At 62.7% G+C, this 15,464-nt stretch carries 18 protein-coding genes; all 18 read right to left on the bottom strand.

Annotated features, from left to right (window positions below):
* Positions 1-270: 270 nt before the first annotated feature.
* A complete protein-coding gene (locus tag CCZ28_RS24245; RefSeq protein WP_140214963.1) occupies positions 271-3,189 on the bottom strand; it encodes a phage tail tip fiber protein in 2,919 nt (972 codons plus the stop codon).
* Positions 3,189-3,587: a DUF6950 family protein gene (locus CCZ28_RS24240; protein ID WP_140214962.1), complete on the bottom strand. Its 399-nt coding sequence runs from the start codon at positions 3,585-3,587 to the stop codon at positions 3,189-3,191. The genes CCZ28_RS24245 and CCZ28_RS24240 overlap by 1 nt, the downstream gene beginning before the upstream one ends.
* Before the next feature lie 4 nt (positions 3,588-3,591).
* The gene (locus CCZ28_RS24235; RefSeq protein WP_140214961.1) at positions 3,592-4,191 is read right to left on the bottom strand and encodes a hypothetical protein; all 600 of its coding nucleotides are present in this window, start codon (positions 4,189-4,191) and stop codon (positions 3,592-3,594) included.
* The gene (locus CCZ28_RS24230; protein ID WP_140214960.1) at positions 4,191-4,775 is read right to left on the bottom strand and encodes a hypothetical protein; all 585 of its coding nucleotides are present in this window, start codon (positions 4,773-4,775) and stop codon (positions 4,191-4,193) included. Before CCZ28_RS24230 ends, CCZ28_RS24235 begins: the two co-directional genes overlap by 1 nt.
* A 24-nt stretch (positions 4,776-4,799) precedes the next feature.
* Positions 4,800-7,595, bottom strand: coding sequence for a phage tail tape measure protein (locus tag CCZ28_RS24225; RefSeq protein WP_140214959.1), 2,796 nt, complete (start codon positions 7,593-7,595; stop codon positions 4,800-4,802).
* A gap of 55 nt (positions 7,596-7,650) precedes the next feature.
* Positions 7,651-8,094 carry a hypothetical protein gene (locus CCZ28_RS24220; protein WP_140221245.1) on the bottom strand — a complete coding sequence of 148 codons (444 nt, stop codon included), beginning with the start codon at positions 8,092-8,094 and terminating at the stop codon, positions 7,651-7,653.
* 100 nt (positions 8,095-8,194) lie between these two features.
* A complete protein-coding gene (locus tag CCZ28_RS24215; protein WP_140221244.1) occupies positions 8,195-9,064 on the bottom strand; it encodes a BRO-N domain-containing protein in 870 nt (289 codons plus the stop codon).
* 258 nt (positions 9,065-9,322) lie between these two features.
* Positions 9,323-9,601 (bottom strand): phage tail assembly protein T, encoded by a 279-nt coding sequence (locus CCZ28_RS24210; RefSeq protein WP_346764005.1) that lies wholly within the window; start codon positions 9,599-9,601, stop codon positions 9,323-9,325.
* Positions 9,602-9,630: 29 nt separating this feature from the next.
* Positions 9,631-10,005: a phage tail assembly chaperone family protein, TAC gene (locus CCZ28_RS24205; RefSeq protein ID WP_140214957.1), complete on the bottom strand. Its 375-nt coding sequence runs from the start codon at positions 10,003-10,005 to the stop codon at positions 9,631-9,633.
* Between the two features lie 9 nt (positions 10,006-10,014).
* A complete protein-coding gene (locus tag CCZ28_RS24200; protein WP_140221243.1) occupies positions 10,015-10,509 on the bottom strand; it encodes a phage tail tube protein in 495 nt (164 codons plus the stop codon).
* A 63-nt stretch (positions 10,510-10,572) separates the two neighbouring features.
* The gene (locus CCZ28_RS24195) at positions 10,573-10,938 is read right to left on the bottom strand and encodes a DUF3168 domain-containing protein (protein WP_140214956.1); all 366 of its coding nucleotides are present in this window, start codon (positions 10,936-10,938) and stop codon (positions 10,573-10,575) included.
* Positions 10,938-11,372, bottom strand: a complete 435-nt coding sequence (locus CCZ28_RS24190; protein ID WP_140214955.1) for an HK97-gp10 family putative phage morphogenesis protein — start codon at positions 11,370-11,372, stop codon at positions 10,938-10,940. Before CCZ28_RS24190 ends, CCZ28_RS24195 begins: the two co-directional genes overlap by 1 nt.
* A gap of 2 nt (positions 11,373-11,374) precedes the next feature.
* Positions 11,375-11,707: a phage head closure protein gene (locus CCZ28_RS24185; RefSeq protein WP_140214954.1), complete on the bottom strand. Its 333-nt coding sequence runs from the start codon at positions 11,705-11,707 to the stop codon at positions 11,375-11,377.
* A gap of 38 nt (positions 11,708-11,745) precedes the next feature.
* Positions 11,746-12,045: a head-tail connector protein gene (locus tag CCZ28_RS24180; protein WP_140221242.1), complete on the bottom strand. Its 300-nt coding sequence runs from the start codon at positions 12,043-12,045 to the stop codon at positions 11,746-11,748.
* Positions 12,045-12,347, bottom strand: coding sequence for a hypothetical protein (locus tag CCZ28_RS24175; RefSeq protein WP_240795200.1), 303 nt, complete (start codon positions 12,345-12,347; stop codon positions 12,045-12,047). Before CCZ28_RS24175 ends, CCZ28_RS24180 begins: the two co-directional genes overlap by 1 nt.
* Before the next feature lie 54 nt (positions 12,348-12,401).
* Complete coding sequence (locus CCZ28_RS24170; protein ID WP_140221241.1) at positions 12,402-13,622, bottom strand: phage major capsid protein; 1,221 nt, start codon at positions 13,620-13,622, stop codon at positions 12,402-12,404.
* Positions 13,619-14,263 carry an HK97 family phage prohead protease gene (locus CCZ28_RS24165; RefSeq protein WP_140221240.1) on the bottom strand — a complete coding sequence of 215 codons (645 nt, stop codon included), beginning with the start codon at positions 14,261-14,263 and terminating at the stop codon, positions 13,619-13,621. The genes CCZ28_RS24170 and CCZ28_RS24165 overlap by 4 nt, the downstream gene beginning before the upstream one ends.
* Positions 14,247-15,464 carry a phage portal protein gene (locus CCZ28_RS24160; RefSeq protein ID WP_140221239.1) on the bottom strand — a complete coding sequence of 406 codons (1,218 nt, stop codon included), beginning with the start codon at positions 15,462-15,464 and terminating at the stop codon, positions 14,247-14,249. The genes CCZ28_RS24165 and CCZ28_RS24160 overlap by 17 nt, the downstream gene beginning before the upstream one ends.

The following is a 15,464-nucleotide window of genomic DNA, read 5'->3' as shown; positions in this document are numbered from 1 at the left end:
TAACTCGCTGGACGATTAATACCCTGTCACCAGTGCCAATATCGAATATTAAGTTGGTACCGCTGACGCTGTAGAATGGTGTTCCACTGCTTGAGGGAGACTTCTCACACACAAACACCAGCTCAGTGTAAGGATCGAATCCCGCTCCAAGCTCGTAGGTTGCCCCTGGGCCCGAAACAGTAATTTCTGCGTAGCTCATAGTCCGCAGGGAGTTAGCGCCGCTATCGAAATAAACGGCGCTACCTGCATCGCGGATTTGAAGGCCGTAACTCATGCACTCAGATTCCCAAGTTGTATGCGAAGGACGCCATTGGGGTCCCAAATCTTGATGGCCTCGGCCGTCTGCTGCATCCGACCGCCGCCACCGGCGCTGTTCATGGTGAAACCACTCGTCTTGCTCAAGACCCATAGCGGTGCGCCGTTGGAGCCGACCGCCGAGGACTGGATGGTGTCTCCAATCTTGGCGTTGGTAATGGTGCCGTCGCCGATGATCGCCACGTTGATAATGGTCTGGCCGTTCTGAATCAGGAACGGCGTAGTTGTCGTCGAACCATCCGAGTTGAGTACTGCGAAGCGTGTGGCCATCACCAGAAACTGGCTCGTGACCGTCCCACCATTCGCATCCACACCCAGCGCTATGCCGGCCGCGTAGCGCTGTCCATTGACGGTAACCTCCGTCTTCACCGAGTAGGCAGCAGATACCCGGCCATCAAGCGTCGCCACGGCGGCCTGAGTTGTTTGGATAGACGCAGCGTAGGTTCCTACCGTAGCGCTCAGGGTATCGATGCGCTGCGCCTGAGCCTGCGTGGCATCAGCCGCCACGGACTGGACAGTGATCGTCCCGGCGTAAACGTTGGCGTTGCCGGCGCCCCAATCGGTGTCGCCAGCGCCGTCGGGCGTGATGCTGGCCACCAGCCCACTGACGCTTTCGGCCTGCGCCTTCACCCGGCCATCGAGGTCGCTGATGCCCTGGGTGTTCTTATTGACCTGCGCGGACACGGCGCCGGCCTGAGCAATGCCCGCACCTGCGTCCAGCCAGTTCGCCCCGGGCGGCGTCTCGTTGCCGTCGGTATCGCTGTTCCAGGCATAGAGGCGGCCGTCGGTGTAGACGACTGTCTGGCCCTTCTTGTAGGTGGCATCGGCTTTCCATACCAGGGGCACCAGAGTTTCGGCGGCGTTGATCGGCGCGAGCAGATCCTGCCCGAGCTGGGTCTTGGTGATCTTGCCGGTCATGCCCTGGAGATAGGCTGACACGTCGTTGCTGGTGGCGGCGTTGACCTTCAGGAAGTCGCTCAGCCCGTATGCGTTGCGGCTGCGCACGAAGTAGAAGTAGTTGGTGTAGAACGCCAGGCCGGTGTGGGTGAAGCTCAGGCCCTGGCCCAGGTACGACGCCTGGGCAGCCGAGGCCGTGCTGCTGGTGCTGAACCAGTACTCGTAGGTGCCGCCGTTCAGGCCGTGGGTCGGGTTGCTCGGTACCAGGGTGATCTGATCCAGGGTCGCATACACGGCTACCGCTTCCGGGATCGGCGGGCCGTTGATGCTGACGGTGATCGACACCTCGCCGGAGCGCGCCAGCGGGCCGATGGCGGCCACGCTCATGGTGTAGTTACCAGACGGCAGATCGTTGAACGAGATCTGCAGCGAGTCGGCGGCCAGGGTCTTGGACTGCACGGCCTTGGTGCCCTGGCGCACCGTGACCACGTACCCCTGGACGCTGCCCTGGGACGGCGGCGCCCACGACAGCACGCCCTGGCTGACCTCGGCGCGCTCTGCCGACGTCCAGACCAGATTGGTCGGCGATCCGATGCCACCGGTGGGCAGACTGATGAAGCCGAGCGGGTTGTAGGGCTTGCCCACTGCATCGCCGAACATCTCGGCGTCGTACTGAGAAACGACGACACTGCAGCCGGTAGCCCCGGCCATGGACCAGTCATCGACGATGAACTCACCATCGATGTTCAGGCTGGGCAGGTAGACGCGCACCACCCGCCCGGGCCGGCAGTTGTAGCCGTTGAAGTTCAGCGGGATCGACAGCGAGCCCCCGGCTCGGCGACGACGCAGCTCCATGTTGGCCAGGCGCTGCATCTGGTAGGGGTCGGTCACATAGGTGGACGACAGTGATTCCGCCGCCTCGCCGCCGTCCGCGGTGACCCACTGCTCGACGCGCACCTCTGGGTAGTCAGTGTCGGCCCATGCCTGTGCGGGATCGACGAAGGTGCCGCGAATGACGTTGATGGCCGAGTCGTTGCTGACCTCGGTGCAGCCGCTGAGGGTACCGATCACCATGTCCTCGGTGATGGTGAAGTCGTAAGGGCCGTAATAGGCGCCTACCTGCAGCGACCACTTGCCACCCACGCGGATCAGTTGGCCGCCACACGCCTGCTCGAGCTTTTGCAGTACCTGGGTGCGCTGCTCGTCCGCGCCAATGACACAGGCGGTGCGATAGCGTGCGCTCGATGAGCCGTCAGCATTGCTCACCGATTCGTCGCAGACGTTGGCGCCGTCGGCGAAGGTGGAGAAGATGATCTCGTCATCCGGCACGTTGCAGCGGTTGCGCAGGAACCAGAGCAGGTGCAGCGCAGTGTTGGCGCTGTAGCCGGTATTGCCGTTGCGCGGGTCGTAGATGTCGGTCCGGCCGCGCACGATGAAGCGCACGTCGGGTATGCCCGACGGGAAGCGCTCGGCGCTGTAGCGCAGCGACAGGCGCACGTAGCTCAGGCCGCGACCGATCTGGCTGTCTTTCCAGTCTGGGCAGTTGGCCTTGAGGAAAGCGTTGGGCTGGGTCGGGTTGATCACGACCTCGTAGCTGACCTGATCACCGAAGGCGCTGATGTCCTCCTCGCCCAGCAGGATCTGGTCGACACCGGCGATCGCACCCTCTGCCAGCACGTAGACCAGGTGCAGCCACTCGCCATCGCCCTGGTCGCCCTTCTGCTCCTGTGCCCAGGCCAGCAGGCCGCCGGTGCTCACCCGGCCGAGCAGGTAGCGGCACGCCGCCTTGGAGCTGCGGACGGTCTGCGCCGAGGGCTCCTGCTGCTGCGCGCCCTTGACGTTGGCGGCCTTGGCCTGCTGGTCGGCGACGTAGTAGCCCGCCGCAGCGCCCACAATGGCACCGCCGGGTCCACCTTGGTAAAGGCCGACGACAGCACCAATGAGCGTCGAGGCGATCTTGTTCGTGCCCTTAGCCATTACTCAACTCTCCACACCGCCAAGGGTTCGCAATCAATTCGGGCCACCCCGCTCTCGCAGGGGGTCCAGTACTCATTGGCCCAGCGCACAGCCACGCCCAGGCCGTTCGCGCCCTGGTAGGTGGCTAGGTCGCCGCGCTGCACGAAGGCCGGGTTCACCCGGTTGAAGTAGGCATCGAGGATCGCCTCGACGCTGCCATGCCCCTTGGCCACGACCCGCTTCGCGCCAGTCTCGGTCTTGTACTTGCCTCGGTAGGCTTCGGCCGGATCTACGCCGCACACAGCCACGGCGCAGTCGGCGGCGAAGATGCAGCAGTCAAATTCGCCCCATGAAAAAGGCCGCTCGGTGGCGGCCTTGATCGTGTTGCTCAGCTGTAGAGCCCAGTCGGGATGTCGCATAGCGCTACTCGTAGGTGAAGGAAGGTGCGTCCTTGCTGGCGCCCCAGTACACCGGCCAGCTAGCCAGCTGGGCCACGGCGAAGAAGAAGCGGTCGCCGTCATGACGCGCGCGGTGGCTCTCGTCGGTCCAGCGTTCGGTGCCGGTGCGGCTCCACTCGGCCATGCGGTCGATCAGGTTCACGGTGATGGAGTTGCCGGCCTCGGAGTTGCCGCCATAGTTGATCTGGGCGGCATCCATCCGGCCGGAGAAGAGGACATCGGCGGCGTAGTTGCCAGCCTGGTCCATGACGATGAAGAGCAGCCGGCCGGGCCGACCGCGGCAGCCCTTGATCGTCGTCGAGCTGAGGATCTCCATGTCCAGGCCATCCAGGGTCAGGTCGATGGTCATCGGCGAGCTGCTGTTCCCGCTCTCCTGCGACTGGCCAACCTGGCCGAAATGGCCGACGCCCTTGTAGGTGATGCCGTCGATCACCAGGTCACCGAGCCCGGTGTGCGCGTAGACCATGCCGTCGACGAAATCGAGCTGCACAGCGAAAACCGCCAGGAAGTTGCCCTTGGCGATGATGTTCACCACCGCCTGGCTGAAGGGGAAGCTGGTCGCCATCAGAAGGCCTCGCGGAACTGCAGACTCAGGCTGGCCACCATGGGCTGCACGCTAGAGCTGTTGGTGTTGTCCATCCGGCGCATCTCCGAGTAGGGGTTGCGGTACTCGGCCGCAGTGCCCGCCGCCAGGGTTTTGCGGATCGGCTTATTGACGTAGACGGTGGCCTTGCCGGAGGAGTCGCTGGTGGCGTCCTGCACCACCTCGAACATCTCGCCGGCGACGGTCAGGTAGTCGCCCTGGCTGAAGACCCTCTTGCTGGCGGTCATGCCCTGCAGCTGCATGCTGGTGGCGAAAGCTGGGCCGCTGACTACCGTCGGCGAGCCGATGTCGTCGGTGCGCAGACGATCCCAGGCAGGAACCCGGACGGTGCCGGTCATGCCGCGCAACCGGCCGAGCATTGCCGTAAGCAGCCGGTGGCGGTCACGGGTCAGGCCCGAAAACGAGAGCTGGCATTGCCAATAGTCACCCGGGTAGCCGACCACTTGCTGGGCGTTGGACAGCGTCGAGGTGAAGGCGCGGTTGTTGTAGACGATGCCCCAGGTCATCTCGCTGGGAACGAGATCGGCGGGCCACTCTATGGCCATAGGGCCTCCAAATCAAAGTGCTGGTTACCGGCCGGCGATGGCCGCGCGCATGCCCCGGGTCAGGGGGCCGTTCCTCGTGATGTCCTTCTGGATGTCCCTCATTGCCTGGGCGTAGGCCTGCTGGCTAGCGCTCTGGATCATCTGGACCGTTTCAGGGCTCACGTCGCCGTTGATGTGGAATACCTGCTGGGGAGCACTGAAGTTCGCGGCCATATTGGTAGCGCCACCTACGCCCCTACCAGCCAGAGCCTTCACGCCCAGCGAGCCGTCCGAAGTCCTTGTCAGCGGCATGACCGCCTCCGGACCAGCCTCACCTATGATGCCGCTTCGACCGCCAGCCATTCCGAAGGCCGTGGGCGTCGAAACCACCTGATTGGTGAAGGCACCGCCTTTGGCGAACATCTGCACACCGTTGCCCCAGGCGCCGCCCATTGCCTGGGTTTTGCTGAACAGCGACATGAAGGATTGGCCGGTGGCGCTACCGGTGAACGAGGAAATGCCAGCCACCAGCGCCTGGCGGACCTGGATGCGGATGAGGTCGGTGATGATCGAGTCAGCGAGGCTCTTGAAGTCCAGTTTCCCGGTCTTCACGAAGTTGGTCAGAGCATCCTCGGCGCCGCTAAACGCATCGTTAAACAGCGATTTCGTCTGAGCAGCGACGTTCGCGGCGCTCTCAGCGTAGTCAGCGAAGGCGCTCTTCGCTCCGTTAGTCCAATCAGCGTTGAACTGACTCTGCTGCTTGTAGAAGTCCTCCCAGGAAGCCAAGGACTTTCGGTGATATTCCTGAAGGTCGGCCAGCTCCTGCTGGTATTGGCGCTGGCCGATGCCGCCATTACCCTCTCCCAACTCGGCCTTACTGGTCAGCTCCCTCAGTTGCCGCTGATACTGCTGCTCAGCTCTCAGGCGCTCCCGGATGCGCTGTTGTTCTTTGTCGCTCAAGCCCATACCGGCCAGCTGCTGAGCGTACCCGTCCTGCTCGGACTGCAGCTGGTTGCTCAGGCTGTTCCGATAGGCCGCGATCTTCGCATCCTCTTGCTGGAGCTGGATGCGCTTCTCCAAGGCGGCATTGGTTTGGTACTCAGTGCGCAGCTTGTCCTGTGAGGCCAGCAGGCTCTGCTGATCCGCCGTGAGAGTCTTCTTTTCCTTGAGGTCGGCGATCCGCTGTTCGAACTCCAGCAGCTCGCGCTGCTTGGGCCCGATCTTGCCGGTGGTGCTGAGCTGCTCCTCCAGGGCAGCACCCTGCTGCTTCAGCGTCAGCAGAAGGCGTGTCGCCTCGTCGTCGGTATAGGCCTTGGCCCGCGGAGCCTTTTTCTCCTTGAATTTATCTTCGATGCCGGCCAGGGCTACGTTGTACTCGCGCTGGATGGCAGCCGCATCAGCGCCGCTGACACGCAGCCGTGCGGCGCGCTCCCGATCCAGCTCGGCGATGGCGTTCTTCTTCTGGGCCTCCTTATCCAAGCCCGCCAGATACTTCTGGTGCATGGAGGTGCTGGCGGCGATGGCCGCCCGTTCGTTTTCCGCTGCCAACCCTTCAGCAGCGGAGATAGCAGCTCTCGTGTCCCTGTTTTGCTTCAGGTAGGTGAGCTGTAGCTCAAGAGCGGCGCGCTGCTGATCCTGCGCGGCCTGTTCGCGGGCTGCCTGTCGGCCCGTCAGCGAGCCGCGCGCCGGCAGCTCATCCAGCTGCTTCTGCACCTTCTCGATCTGCTGCGCCAGGGTGTCCTCGCGCCCAATATTGAGCATCGCATCCCAGGCAGCCTTGGCGCCGGTGGTGAGGCTTTTCCAGGCCGACTCCAGGCCGCCGAGGTTCTCCTTGATGGTCTTCGCGCGCTCCTGCAGGGCACTGGCGTAGGCCGATTCTGCCAGGTTGGCGGCGGCGGTCTTATTGCCCTGCTCCTCAAGCGCGCGGATCTGGTCGTAGACCGCGGCGGTGAGGTAGTTGTACTGCTCGTTCAGAGCGGCCGAGGCCTTGGTCGGCTCGTCGGCCAGCCGCTTGAACTCGGCGACCGTGTCGGAGACAGCTTTGCCGGTGGCAGACTCCCAGGCCACCGCGGCGACGGCCATGTTCTTGAATTGGTCGCTGGTGAGCGAGCCCGTGGCCACCAGCTGCGCTAGGGCATCAGCGGCGGCGCCGGTGGTACCGGTCACACCGCTAACTTCCTTGGCCAGGTCCGCCAACTGGCCAGTGTTCTTGCCAGCGAGGTTGCCCGTAGACACAAGGGACACGCGAAATGCCTCTTGCTCCTTGGAGCCCTCGTAGTAAGCCACCGCCAGGGCAGCTGCTGCCGCGGCAAGCAAGGTGAAGGGATTGATCATCCCGGCGACATAGCCGCCCAGCGCGCGAGCCGCCGGGCCGATGCCGCCGAACATGTCCTTGAGCTGGCCGCCCTGCTGGAGAAGCACGGTCAACGGCTGTTGGCCGGCCTGCAGGCTGACCACGATGTCGGTGAATTGCGCCGGTACACCACGCAGAGCCGCGGCCTGAGCCCTAGCGCTCATGACGTACTTTTCGTTCGCGCCGGTCGCCTTTGTCAGCCCGTCGCGCATGGCATTGAGCTTGCCCAGGTACTCGGCATAGTCGTCTGCCGGCAGGCGGTTGGCTTTTCGATGGGCCGCCAACTGCTGCTCCATCTTGTCCAGCTCGCCAAGGCGCCCTACCACTGGGTCAATCTTGCCCAGCAGCTTTTCCAGGTCGTTCTGCTGCTTGGTGGTCTCGGCCTCGAACCGCTGCATGGAGCGCGCGGCACGGTCCATGCCCTGCTCGAAGCCGCCGGTCTTTGCGATCAGATCGAGCGTCAAACTGCCAAGGGAGCGGGTTGCCATGTTTTCTCCAGCCAATAAAAAAACCCGCCGAAGCGGGTTATGTCTAGCTTTAATATCAATTTGCTCCAAGGGAGTTTAAAAACCCTTGAATCGCGTTTATATCATTATTGCTTTTTGCCTCAGCTTTTCTAACTTGACCGAGAGGCATAGTGCTTTCAATCCATGGATAAGCAATTACCCTAACATCTGCTCCAACCTGAGCAGAAACAAACTTCACTTTCATCTGCGGAGTGGTGCTGTAGCTGTTTGCCAAGGCCAGTTGCGTCAAAGATCCTTGAAGCCCATCCATTTCCTTTGAGCATACAATTTGCCCAGAGCCTCCATCTTCTATCTGGAGACCCTTATCCATACAGCCACTGACCAATTTGCTTCTAACATCAGATAGATTGGAGTTTCTAAAAATTCCTTCTGGATATCCAGATGCAGTTTGTTTTTTCAGAGCATCTTGAGCACATCCCGACATCAGGACTGTAAACAAAACAATAATTAGCGCGCGCATTTATACCTCCCATCCCTGTTTTATTGGATTGAAGGTACATCAGCACCAAAACCCAGCACAAGGCTGGGCTCTGGGTTTGGTCGCCTTACCTGCTCACAAGCTAAGCCGTGGCCTTCCTGGCAGGAGCGCACCGAGCCGCATGGAGCTTGGCCAACTCAGCGGATTTCTGTCTATCCAGCATGCCCAGGAACGCTCGGATCTCCCAAAGATGGCTGGCCACACTGATCAGTAAATCGGAACGGAGCGCTCCCCCTGCGCGGTAGATCTCGTCCACCATCTTGACGAGCTGCTTCGAGTGGCAGATCAGCAGATGCACGGCCTGGGCCTCATAGTCGTTAAGGCCGATCACGGCGGCAGACTTCTTGGCTTCGATCCATTCGCCTTCCAGCGCATAGGCGGCGATGAAGTTGCGGGCACTGTCCAGCTGCGCCGCCGGAATGTCCTCAGCGCTACGCACGTTGAACGCCGCATGCACCTGGGCCCACATCTTCATGGTGGCGCGGCGCTGAAATTCCCTGGGCAGCGATCGGACCTTCCCTGCGACAACAGCGCTCAGCACATGGAAGCCGTCAGTACCAATGGTCTGCCCGATGAGGGTTTCCATCTTGCCCTGCTCGTCTTCGTAGCGACCATGCTGGCGGATTGCCGGCAATACTTCGGCGGTGACCCATTTCCTGAAACGCTTGGCTTCCTTTTTCCTGCTCTTGAATATCAGAGAGTAAAGGCCGGACTCGTTGACGATTAGCATTTCCTGATCGCCGGAGGGGGTGTTGACAGTGGCAATACCCCTCTCATCATCGTCCAACCCATCAGTGTCCCTGTCTGCACGACCATTGACAGCCAGAGATACGTTCGCAATTCCAAGCGATCCGCAGACGTCGGCGGCGACGAACCATGGCTGGCCGGCGATCCGCATGGTACGGACCGGACGATTTTCGAAACTGAAGTGGATTACTTGGGCTGCTTGCATGATGAGTCTCCAACGATAGGTGAGACTCCGCCCCTCAAGGCCACATGGAGGGCGGAACCGTGCGGGTTGGCCTACCGGTCGTTGGCACCGGCCACTCTTGCGAGTGCCCGCACGGCCCACCCATAACGGGCATGCCATGCAGTGGACACAAAAAAACCGCTCAAGGCGGTCGTGTCCGCCAACTGTTTCCGGGAGGCCAATCCCAGGCCACTGAATTTGCAGCGGCAAGAGAATCATGCCGCGAGCGCAGATATCCCGTCAATGCCAGATTTCCCGCGCGCGCTCGACGGAGATGGTCGCCCAATCGTCTTGTTCACGCGCCAGAGCCGCCTCGTATGGCATGAACGCCTCCATCTCCACCTCGCCGCCATGGATACGGCTCAGCACCGTGGCCAGCATGGCGAAGCCGTGCTCCAGGCGGTTTCCTAGGTTCAGGCTGCCGCGCCGGCGGATGTAGGCGTACCAGTCCATAGCCTCTGCGTAGGTCAGCCGCGCCTTTGCTTCGAGGATCGTGCGCCCGCCGATGCCGTGCAGCACAAGCTCGTGCCACATCTCATCGGCGGGGGTCAGTTTTTTGCGGAGGCTTTCCCGATGCCGTTGACCTCATGCACCGCGTTGAGCAGCGCGAAGGCCAGGTTGGGCTCAAGGTTCAGAGCGTCCTCGTAGGGAATTTGCTCGTCGCCCTGCTCGCCCAGCAGCACGCATTCGCTGATCAGCTTTGCATTGCGGCTCCTCTTGGCCACGGCGGCTTCGTCTTCACCCTCGGCCGGCGCGTAGAGTTTCTCGATCACGCCGAAGGACTGACGCTTCACCAGCACCGTGAACTCGTCGATCACGGGTTTCTTCTTCGAATCGAGCCGCCCACGGTCCCACTGGATGGTCTTCTTCACCGGCGCCGCTTCGACAAAGGCGCCGGCGGCTTTCAGGTCGTTCAGCTTCATGGATTTTCCTTAGCTGCCGCTCTTGGGCGTCCAGGCGCCGGGGCCCGACCGCTGGATGGCCAGTGCGGTGCTCACGACGGTGTTGGTGGCGAAATCGAACGGGAAGTCGGAGACGTAGCCGTCGAAGGTGAACCAAGTGCGGCTGGTGGGCAGGGTGAAATCGCTGCCGCCACTGGCGACGGTCGGCGCCGCGGTGCCGTCGGAGAAGCCCACGGCGAACTTCAGGTTGGCGTTGCTATCGTCAGCGGCAAGCTGTGCCAGGCGGACGTGGCTGGCGTTGGTGGGATCGGCCTGCACGGTACCGGAGGCACTGCCAGGGGTGCGCAGCCCCTTGATGAAGGTGCGAGCCTTGTCCTTCAGGGTGGTGGTATCGATTTGGTCGGCCGGGGCGCCGCCTGGGTTGAAGGCGGTCAGGCCTTCGATCTCCAGCACGGTGTTGGCACCGGTGCCGCTGGCGGGCGGGACCAGGACATAGACCTGGGTTCCTTGGGTCTTGATGGACATGGAGCGTCTCCTGCGGGCATGAAAAAACCCGCCGGAGCGGGTCGGGGGTGAGTAGTTGAAGGGTCAGCGGAGCAGCGTCCACTCCACGTCGAAGCCGACGCGGTAATTTTGGGTGTCAGGGTCCCGATTCTGGCTGTGGTAGGCCACGACGTAGGCCACCTGCTCCAGCGCGTCGCGTAGGGCCATTGCCGCCTGCACGGCCTCGCTTCCGGTCTTGGCGTAGACGTCCACCTGGGTGCGGAAACCGTCCACATCAGGAACTCCGCTCAGGAAGTTCTCCGGGCTTCCACTGATGACCTGCCAGGCGGCATAGGGGAGCGCGGCGCCCTCCTCAGCCTCTCCGAAGGGATAGACCCGCACCGGATCGGCGCCGAACAGCGCCTTGACGGCGGCGGAGCCCGCCACGACCTTGAACAGAGGGGGAAACATCAGACCAGCTCCTTGTTCAGCTCGTCGTCGAGCACATCGATGAAGGTCTGGATGACATCAGGCACATTGTTGTCCAGCGCCGGCCGCATGAATGGCCTGGCCCGGGATCGCTCGGTGCCCAGCTCGACGAAGCGCCAGTAGGTCGGGTTTGGTGAGTTCTTGTCATAGCGGGCGCCACCCATGACGCCGACCCGCATGACGATGCCGCCCTCGCGCCGACCCTTGATCGTGCCCTCACGGGTGACGATGAAGTCGGCGATGTTCATCGGGGTTTCCGGGTCGTCCTGCTGGTTGGCCCGGTCGATCGCATCGTCACGCACGATCTTCATCGCCGCCCGCGCCGCCCGGCGCACCGAGCGCTTCTGGATCTTGTCGGGTAGCTGGGTCAGGCGCTCGATCGCATCGTCCACGCCTTTCAGGGTGAAGGTGATCATGGTCAGCCCTCGTCGAGTCCGCCGGAAACCATCAGGGTGAGGTATTCCCGCCCGGACCGTGGGTCAGGCAGGACGGCCTCGATGTTGTAGATCACGCCGCGGTGCACGGCGCGCATGGCAGCGGTCACCCCAGCGCGGTACCGGATCACGATCCGGGCCGTGACCTCGTTCTGGGTGGCCTGTCCGGCAATGAACTCGCGGCCGCTCACCGGCTCGACGGAGGCCCAGGTCGAGGCAACATCAGACCAGCCGTCGACCATTTCACCGGTGTCAGGGTCTTGGGTCCGCGCGACCTTCTGCAGGGTTACCCGCTGCCGCATGATTCCTGCCTGCACAACTGCTCCAGGGGATGCTGCTCATCCTTCAGTGGGTGTTAGAAGCGCTTGCGGTACCAGAGCAGTCGATCTACAGCCAGCGGCACGGCGCTTGGGGCATTGCCCACCACCACCGCCTCGCGGTTGGCGTACCAGTGACCTACCAGCAGCAGAATGGCCTGCTCGACGTCCTTGGTGAGCAGCATCTGCTCCGGCCCGGTGGGATTGGCCTCCACCAGGGTCCGGTCGCAATGCTGCTCGACATGCGCCAGGGCGGCGGCGAGATACCCCTGGATCAGGCTGTCCTCGTCGCTATGGTCGACGCGCAGGTGCAGCTTCACCCGGGATAGCTCGATCATCACGCGCCCTCGCCCTGGCCAGCGGCGGCATCGGCGGCGGCGGCACCAGCATCGTCAGCTCCTTCAGCGCCTTCTGGCTTGTCGGTCTTGCCCTTGTTCTCCTTGGGCTTGGCCTGCTTGTTCTCCTTGGGCGCCGTCTGCTTGCTGTCGGCGCTCACTTCCTCGGCCAGGCCCTTGCCGATCAGTTGATGGGCGTAGTCCTTGTCGACGTCCTGGAAGACGGTGAAGGCAGGGATGCGGGCGCTGGTGTGCTTCAGCTTCTCGGCATCGCCGTCGAAGCTCCATAGAGTGCGGATGTTCATGGGTCACCTCGAGCGAGAAAGGGGCCCGAAGACCCCTGTGATGGTTGGCAACTATCAGGACACCGCGGCGAAGCGGCCCTTCACGAAGGCGAAGGGACGACGCACGGCCAGGCCGAGGCGCTCTTCAACCAGGATCACGCGCTGGTTCTTCACGAAGTCGTCATTGATCATGCCGACCTTGACGGTGAAGGCCATGCGGTCGTACAGCCGCGCGCCCTGGGCGAAGGAGCCGATCAGGTACTCGCCACCCGTAGCGGCGTTGCCACCACTGGCCGGGGAGCCTTCGTCCATGCTGTCGGATACCACCACCGGACGGCCCCACAGGATGGGCGTCGCCAGGCCCTGAAGGTTGGCGAACAGGTAGCGGTTCTGGCCGTCCTTCTGCAGCTCGATGTTCATCCAGTCCAGATCGGACATGACGATGGCATCGGCCGGCCGCTGGGACTGCTTGCGCACCTGGTAGATCGCCCGGCGAACGGTGTCGATGGCGGTGTCACCATTCTTGGTCAGGGCGGTATTGAAGGCGGTGGCCTGGGTCATGAGGCCGTTCAGGTTCTGGCCGGTGCCATCGCCTTTCAGGATCTGGCCTTCTTCCTTCAGCTTCAGGTCGTAGCGCAGCAGCTCCTGGATGTAGCTGTAGAGCTGCGGTACGTCGTCCAGGGCTTCGTCGGTGACCGGCATCCACACCGCGATCTTGCGGACGAGATCGTTTTTCAGCTCGAAGGTGACATCGCTGGACGGCTTCAGGCCGCCCTCGGCCACCATACCCGCGCCGAGAGTGTGAACCTTCTCGACATAGTAGCTATAGGACGGACCGCTCGCGGGAGTGGTGGGGATCAGGTCGCGGATCACCAGGCTCTTGCGCGGCGCTTCCTGGATGACCGGATCGTATTCCGGAGCTACCAGACCGGCGCTGGTCACCTTGGTCTCGGACATGGCAGCCATGTCGCCCTTGGTGATCTCCAGCTCGGCGGAGTTCTGCTGCTTGGTGGTCAACGCCTTGTAGGCGTCGTTGCCCTTGACCATGTCGATAAAGGACTTCTGCTCGCCGGCGCCAGCGCGCAGGCGCACGCCCTTTTCCTCGAGCTTCTGGACCTGCTCGATGACGCGCTCGATCTCGCCCTTCTGGTTCTCGATCTGACGCTTCATCTCGTTGGAGACGGTCTCGCCCTTCTCCTGGTTCTGGATGACGGTGTCGTACTTCTTCTGCAGGCCCTGGAAGCCTTCCGACAGTTGCTTGTCCAGGGACTCACGCAGTTCTTTCACTTCGCTCATGGCGATACTCCGAAATGGTGGGTGAACAGATGGGAAATGTCTTTCAGCTCATCCACGATCGCCGTGGCCTCGCTGCCACCGTCACGGTGGAGCGCGGGATAGCCGAGCGAAGCGACTGCCGCCGCTTCCTTCTGCGAGAGCCCCATGCGTTCGCGCAGGGCGCTCTCGAAAAGCCTGATGTCTGATTTCACGCTGGTAATCTGGGCGGCCGGGTTCATGCCGAACGGCACCACCGAGGCCTCCCAGAGTTCAGCCTGCTTGATGATCCGCACGCGGCGCCCGGCGCGCTCCTCGATGTTGTCCTGCAGGGTGTTGAAGCCGATGGACATGCTGTCGAGCGTGCCGTCTTTCATCAGCTCCAGGGCGTCGCGGGCGTAGCTGACGCGGGGGTTGATCTGGCCCTTGATAAACAAGCCATGGTCGTCCGACTCGAAGTCGCCGGCGCCTATCAGGCGGGTGAGGTCATGGAACAGCGCCAGCTTGAGCTTTCCGGCCCGGGTGGTCTTCACCTTGACGAAGGCGCCCGGGACAATGACGTCGTCGCCCAGGTCCACGTTGTTGTAGACCGAGGCGTAGCCTTCGAAATAGCCGGCATCGGTGACCTCCTTCAGCTCGAAGGGGCACTCAACTTTGCTGAGCATTGGTCTGCATCTCCCACCGGGTCACCCGGTTGTATTGCTCGCCCTCAAGGGGCGTGAGGTTTTCTTTCTCGCGGACCTCGTTGGTGGTCATCCACCCGGAGCCGCCGGAGCCGCCGAGCGCGGCCTGGTAGTAGCTGGCACGCGCCGTACTGTCGGCGCGCAGCAGACCCTCCACCACGAACTCGACGAAGCGCGTCGAATCGCCGAACAGCTTGTCGTTGAACTCGTCTTCGATGGCGTGGAGGTAGGGCATCAGCCCGAAGGTGACGAAGAAGCTCAGCTGCTGCTCAAGGTTCGATCCCATGATCGAGGTCTTGCTGGCCCGGTTTGCCAGCGGCAGCGGGACGCCCCAGATGCCGGCCAGCGCCTCCTCCTGGAACTGCTGCGATTCGATGAACTGACTGTCCTTTTGCGACAGACCGGCGGGGATGATCTTGGGATTACCCTGGAGGATTGCCATCTTGCCGATGTCCTCGACGTCGCCCTTGCGCACGTCGGGGAATTTCTCCATCACCTGCGCCTGCTGCTCCTTGGTCAGGAACTGCTCGTAGATGACATAGCCGCCGGTGAAGCCGCCCTTTCGCATGAAGCGCGCCGACCAGTCCTGCGCGGCCTTGGCCAGGCCCATCGTCTCGGCCTGGTGCTCGACTGGCGAAAGCCCGGTGATTCCGTCCAGGCTGAAGAGCTTGAAGTGCAGCATGTTCTCCGGGGATACCGGGAAGCGTTCTCCGCCGGCCGTTACCCAGTAGATCAGCTCGGCATCGGTGTTGATCTCTACCTGGTCCCGGTTGAAGGGGATGAGCCCGATGGGCTCGCCGGTCGATTCGCTTCGCTCGATGACGGCAAAGCCGTTGCCGCGCAGCGCCATGTTGGCCACCACCGACTTCAGGAAATTTAGCCGGGTCATGTAGGGGTTTGGCTTGCGCAGCAGGCGCAGCGCCCGATCCCTTCCGGTCACCAGCTTCCGGCGCTCGCCGCCGTCCTCGTAGAGCTTGAGCGGCAGGCCGCCGGCGGACTCGCTGAGGATCTTCACGCACGACCAGACGATGCCCACCGACAGCGCGGTCTTCGCCGTGACGCGCACGCCGGACTGGGTGCGCCGGCCGCCTACCTCCATATCGACCTCGACATAGTCGCCGGTCGCAGGATCGGTGTAGCCGAAGAACCGCCAGCTGAGCGGGTTGTACCAACGAAATGCCAT

This window comes from Pseudomonas oryzihabitans (genome assembly GCF_006384975.1).
Classification (GTDB): Bacteria; Pseudomonadota; Gammaproteobacteria; order Pseudomonadales; family Pseudomonadaceae; genus Chryseomonas; species Chryseomonas psychrotolerans_B.
This window is presented reverse-complemented; position numbering and strand designations above follow the sequence as displayed.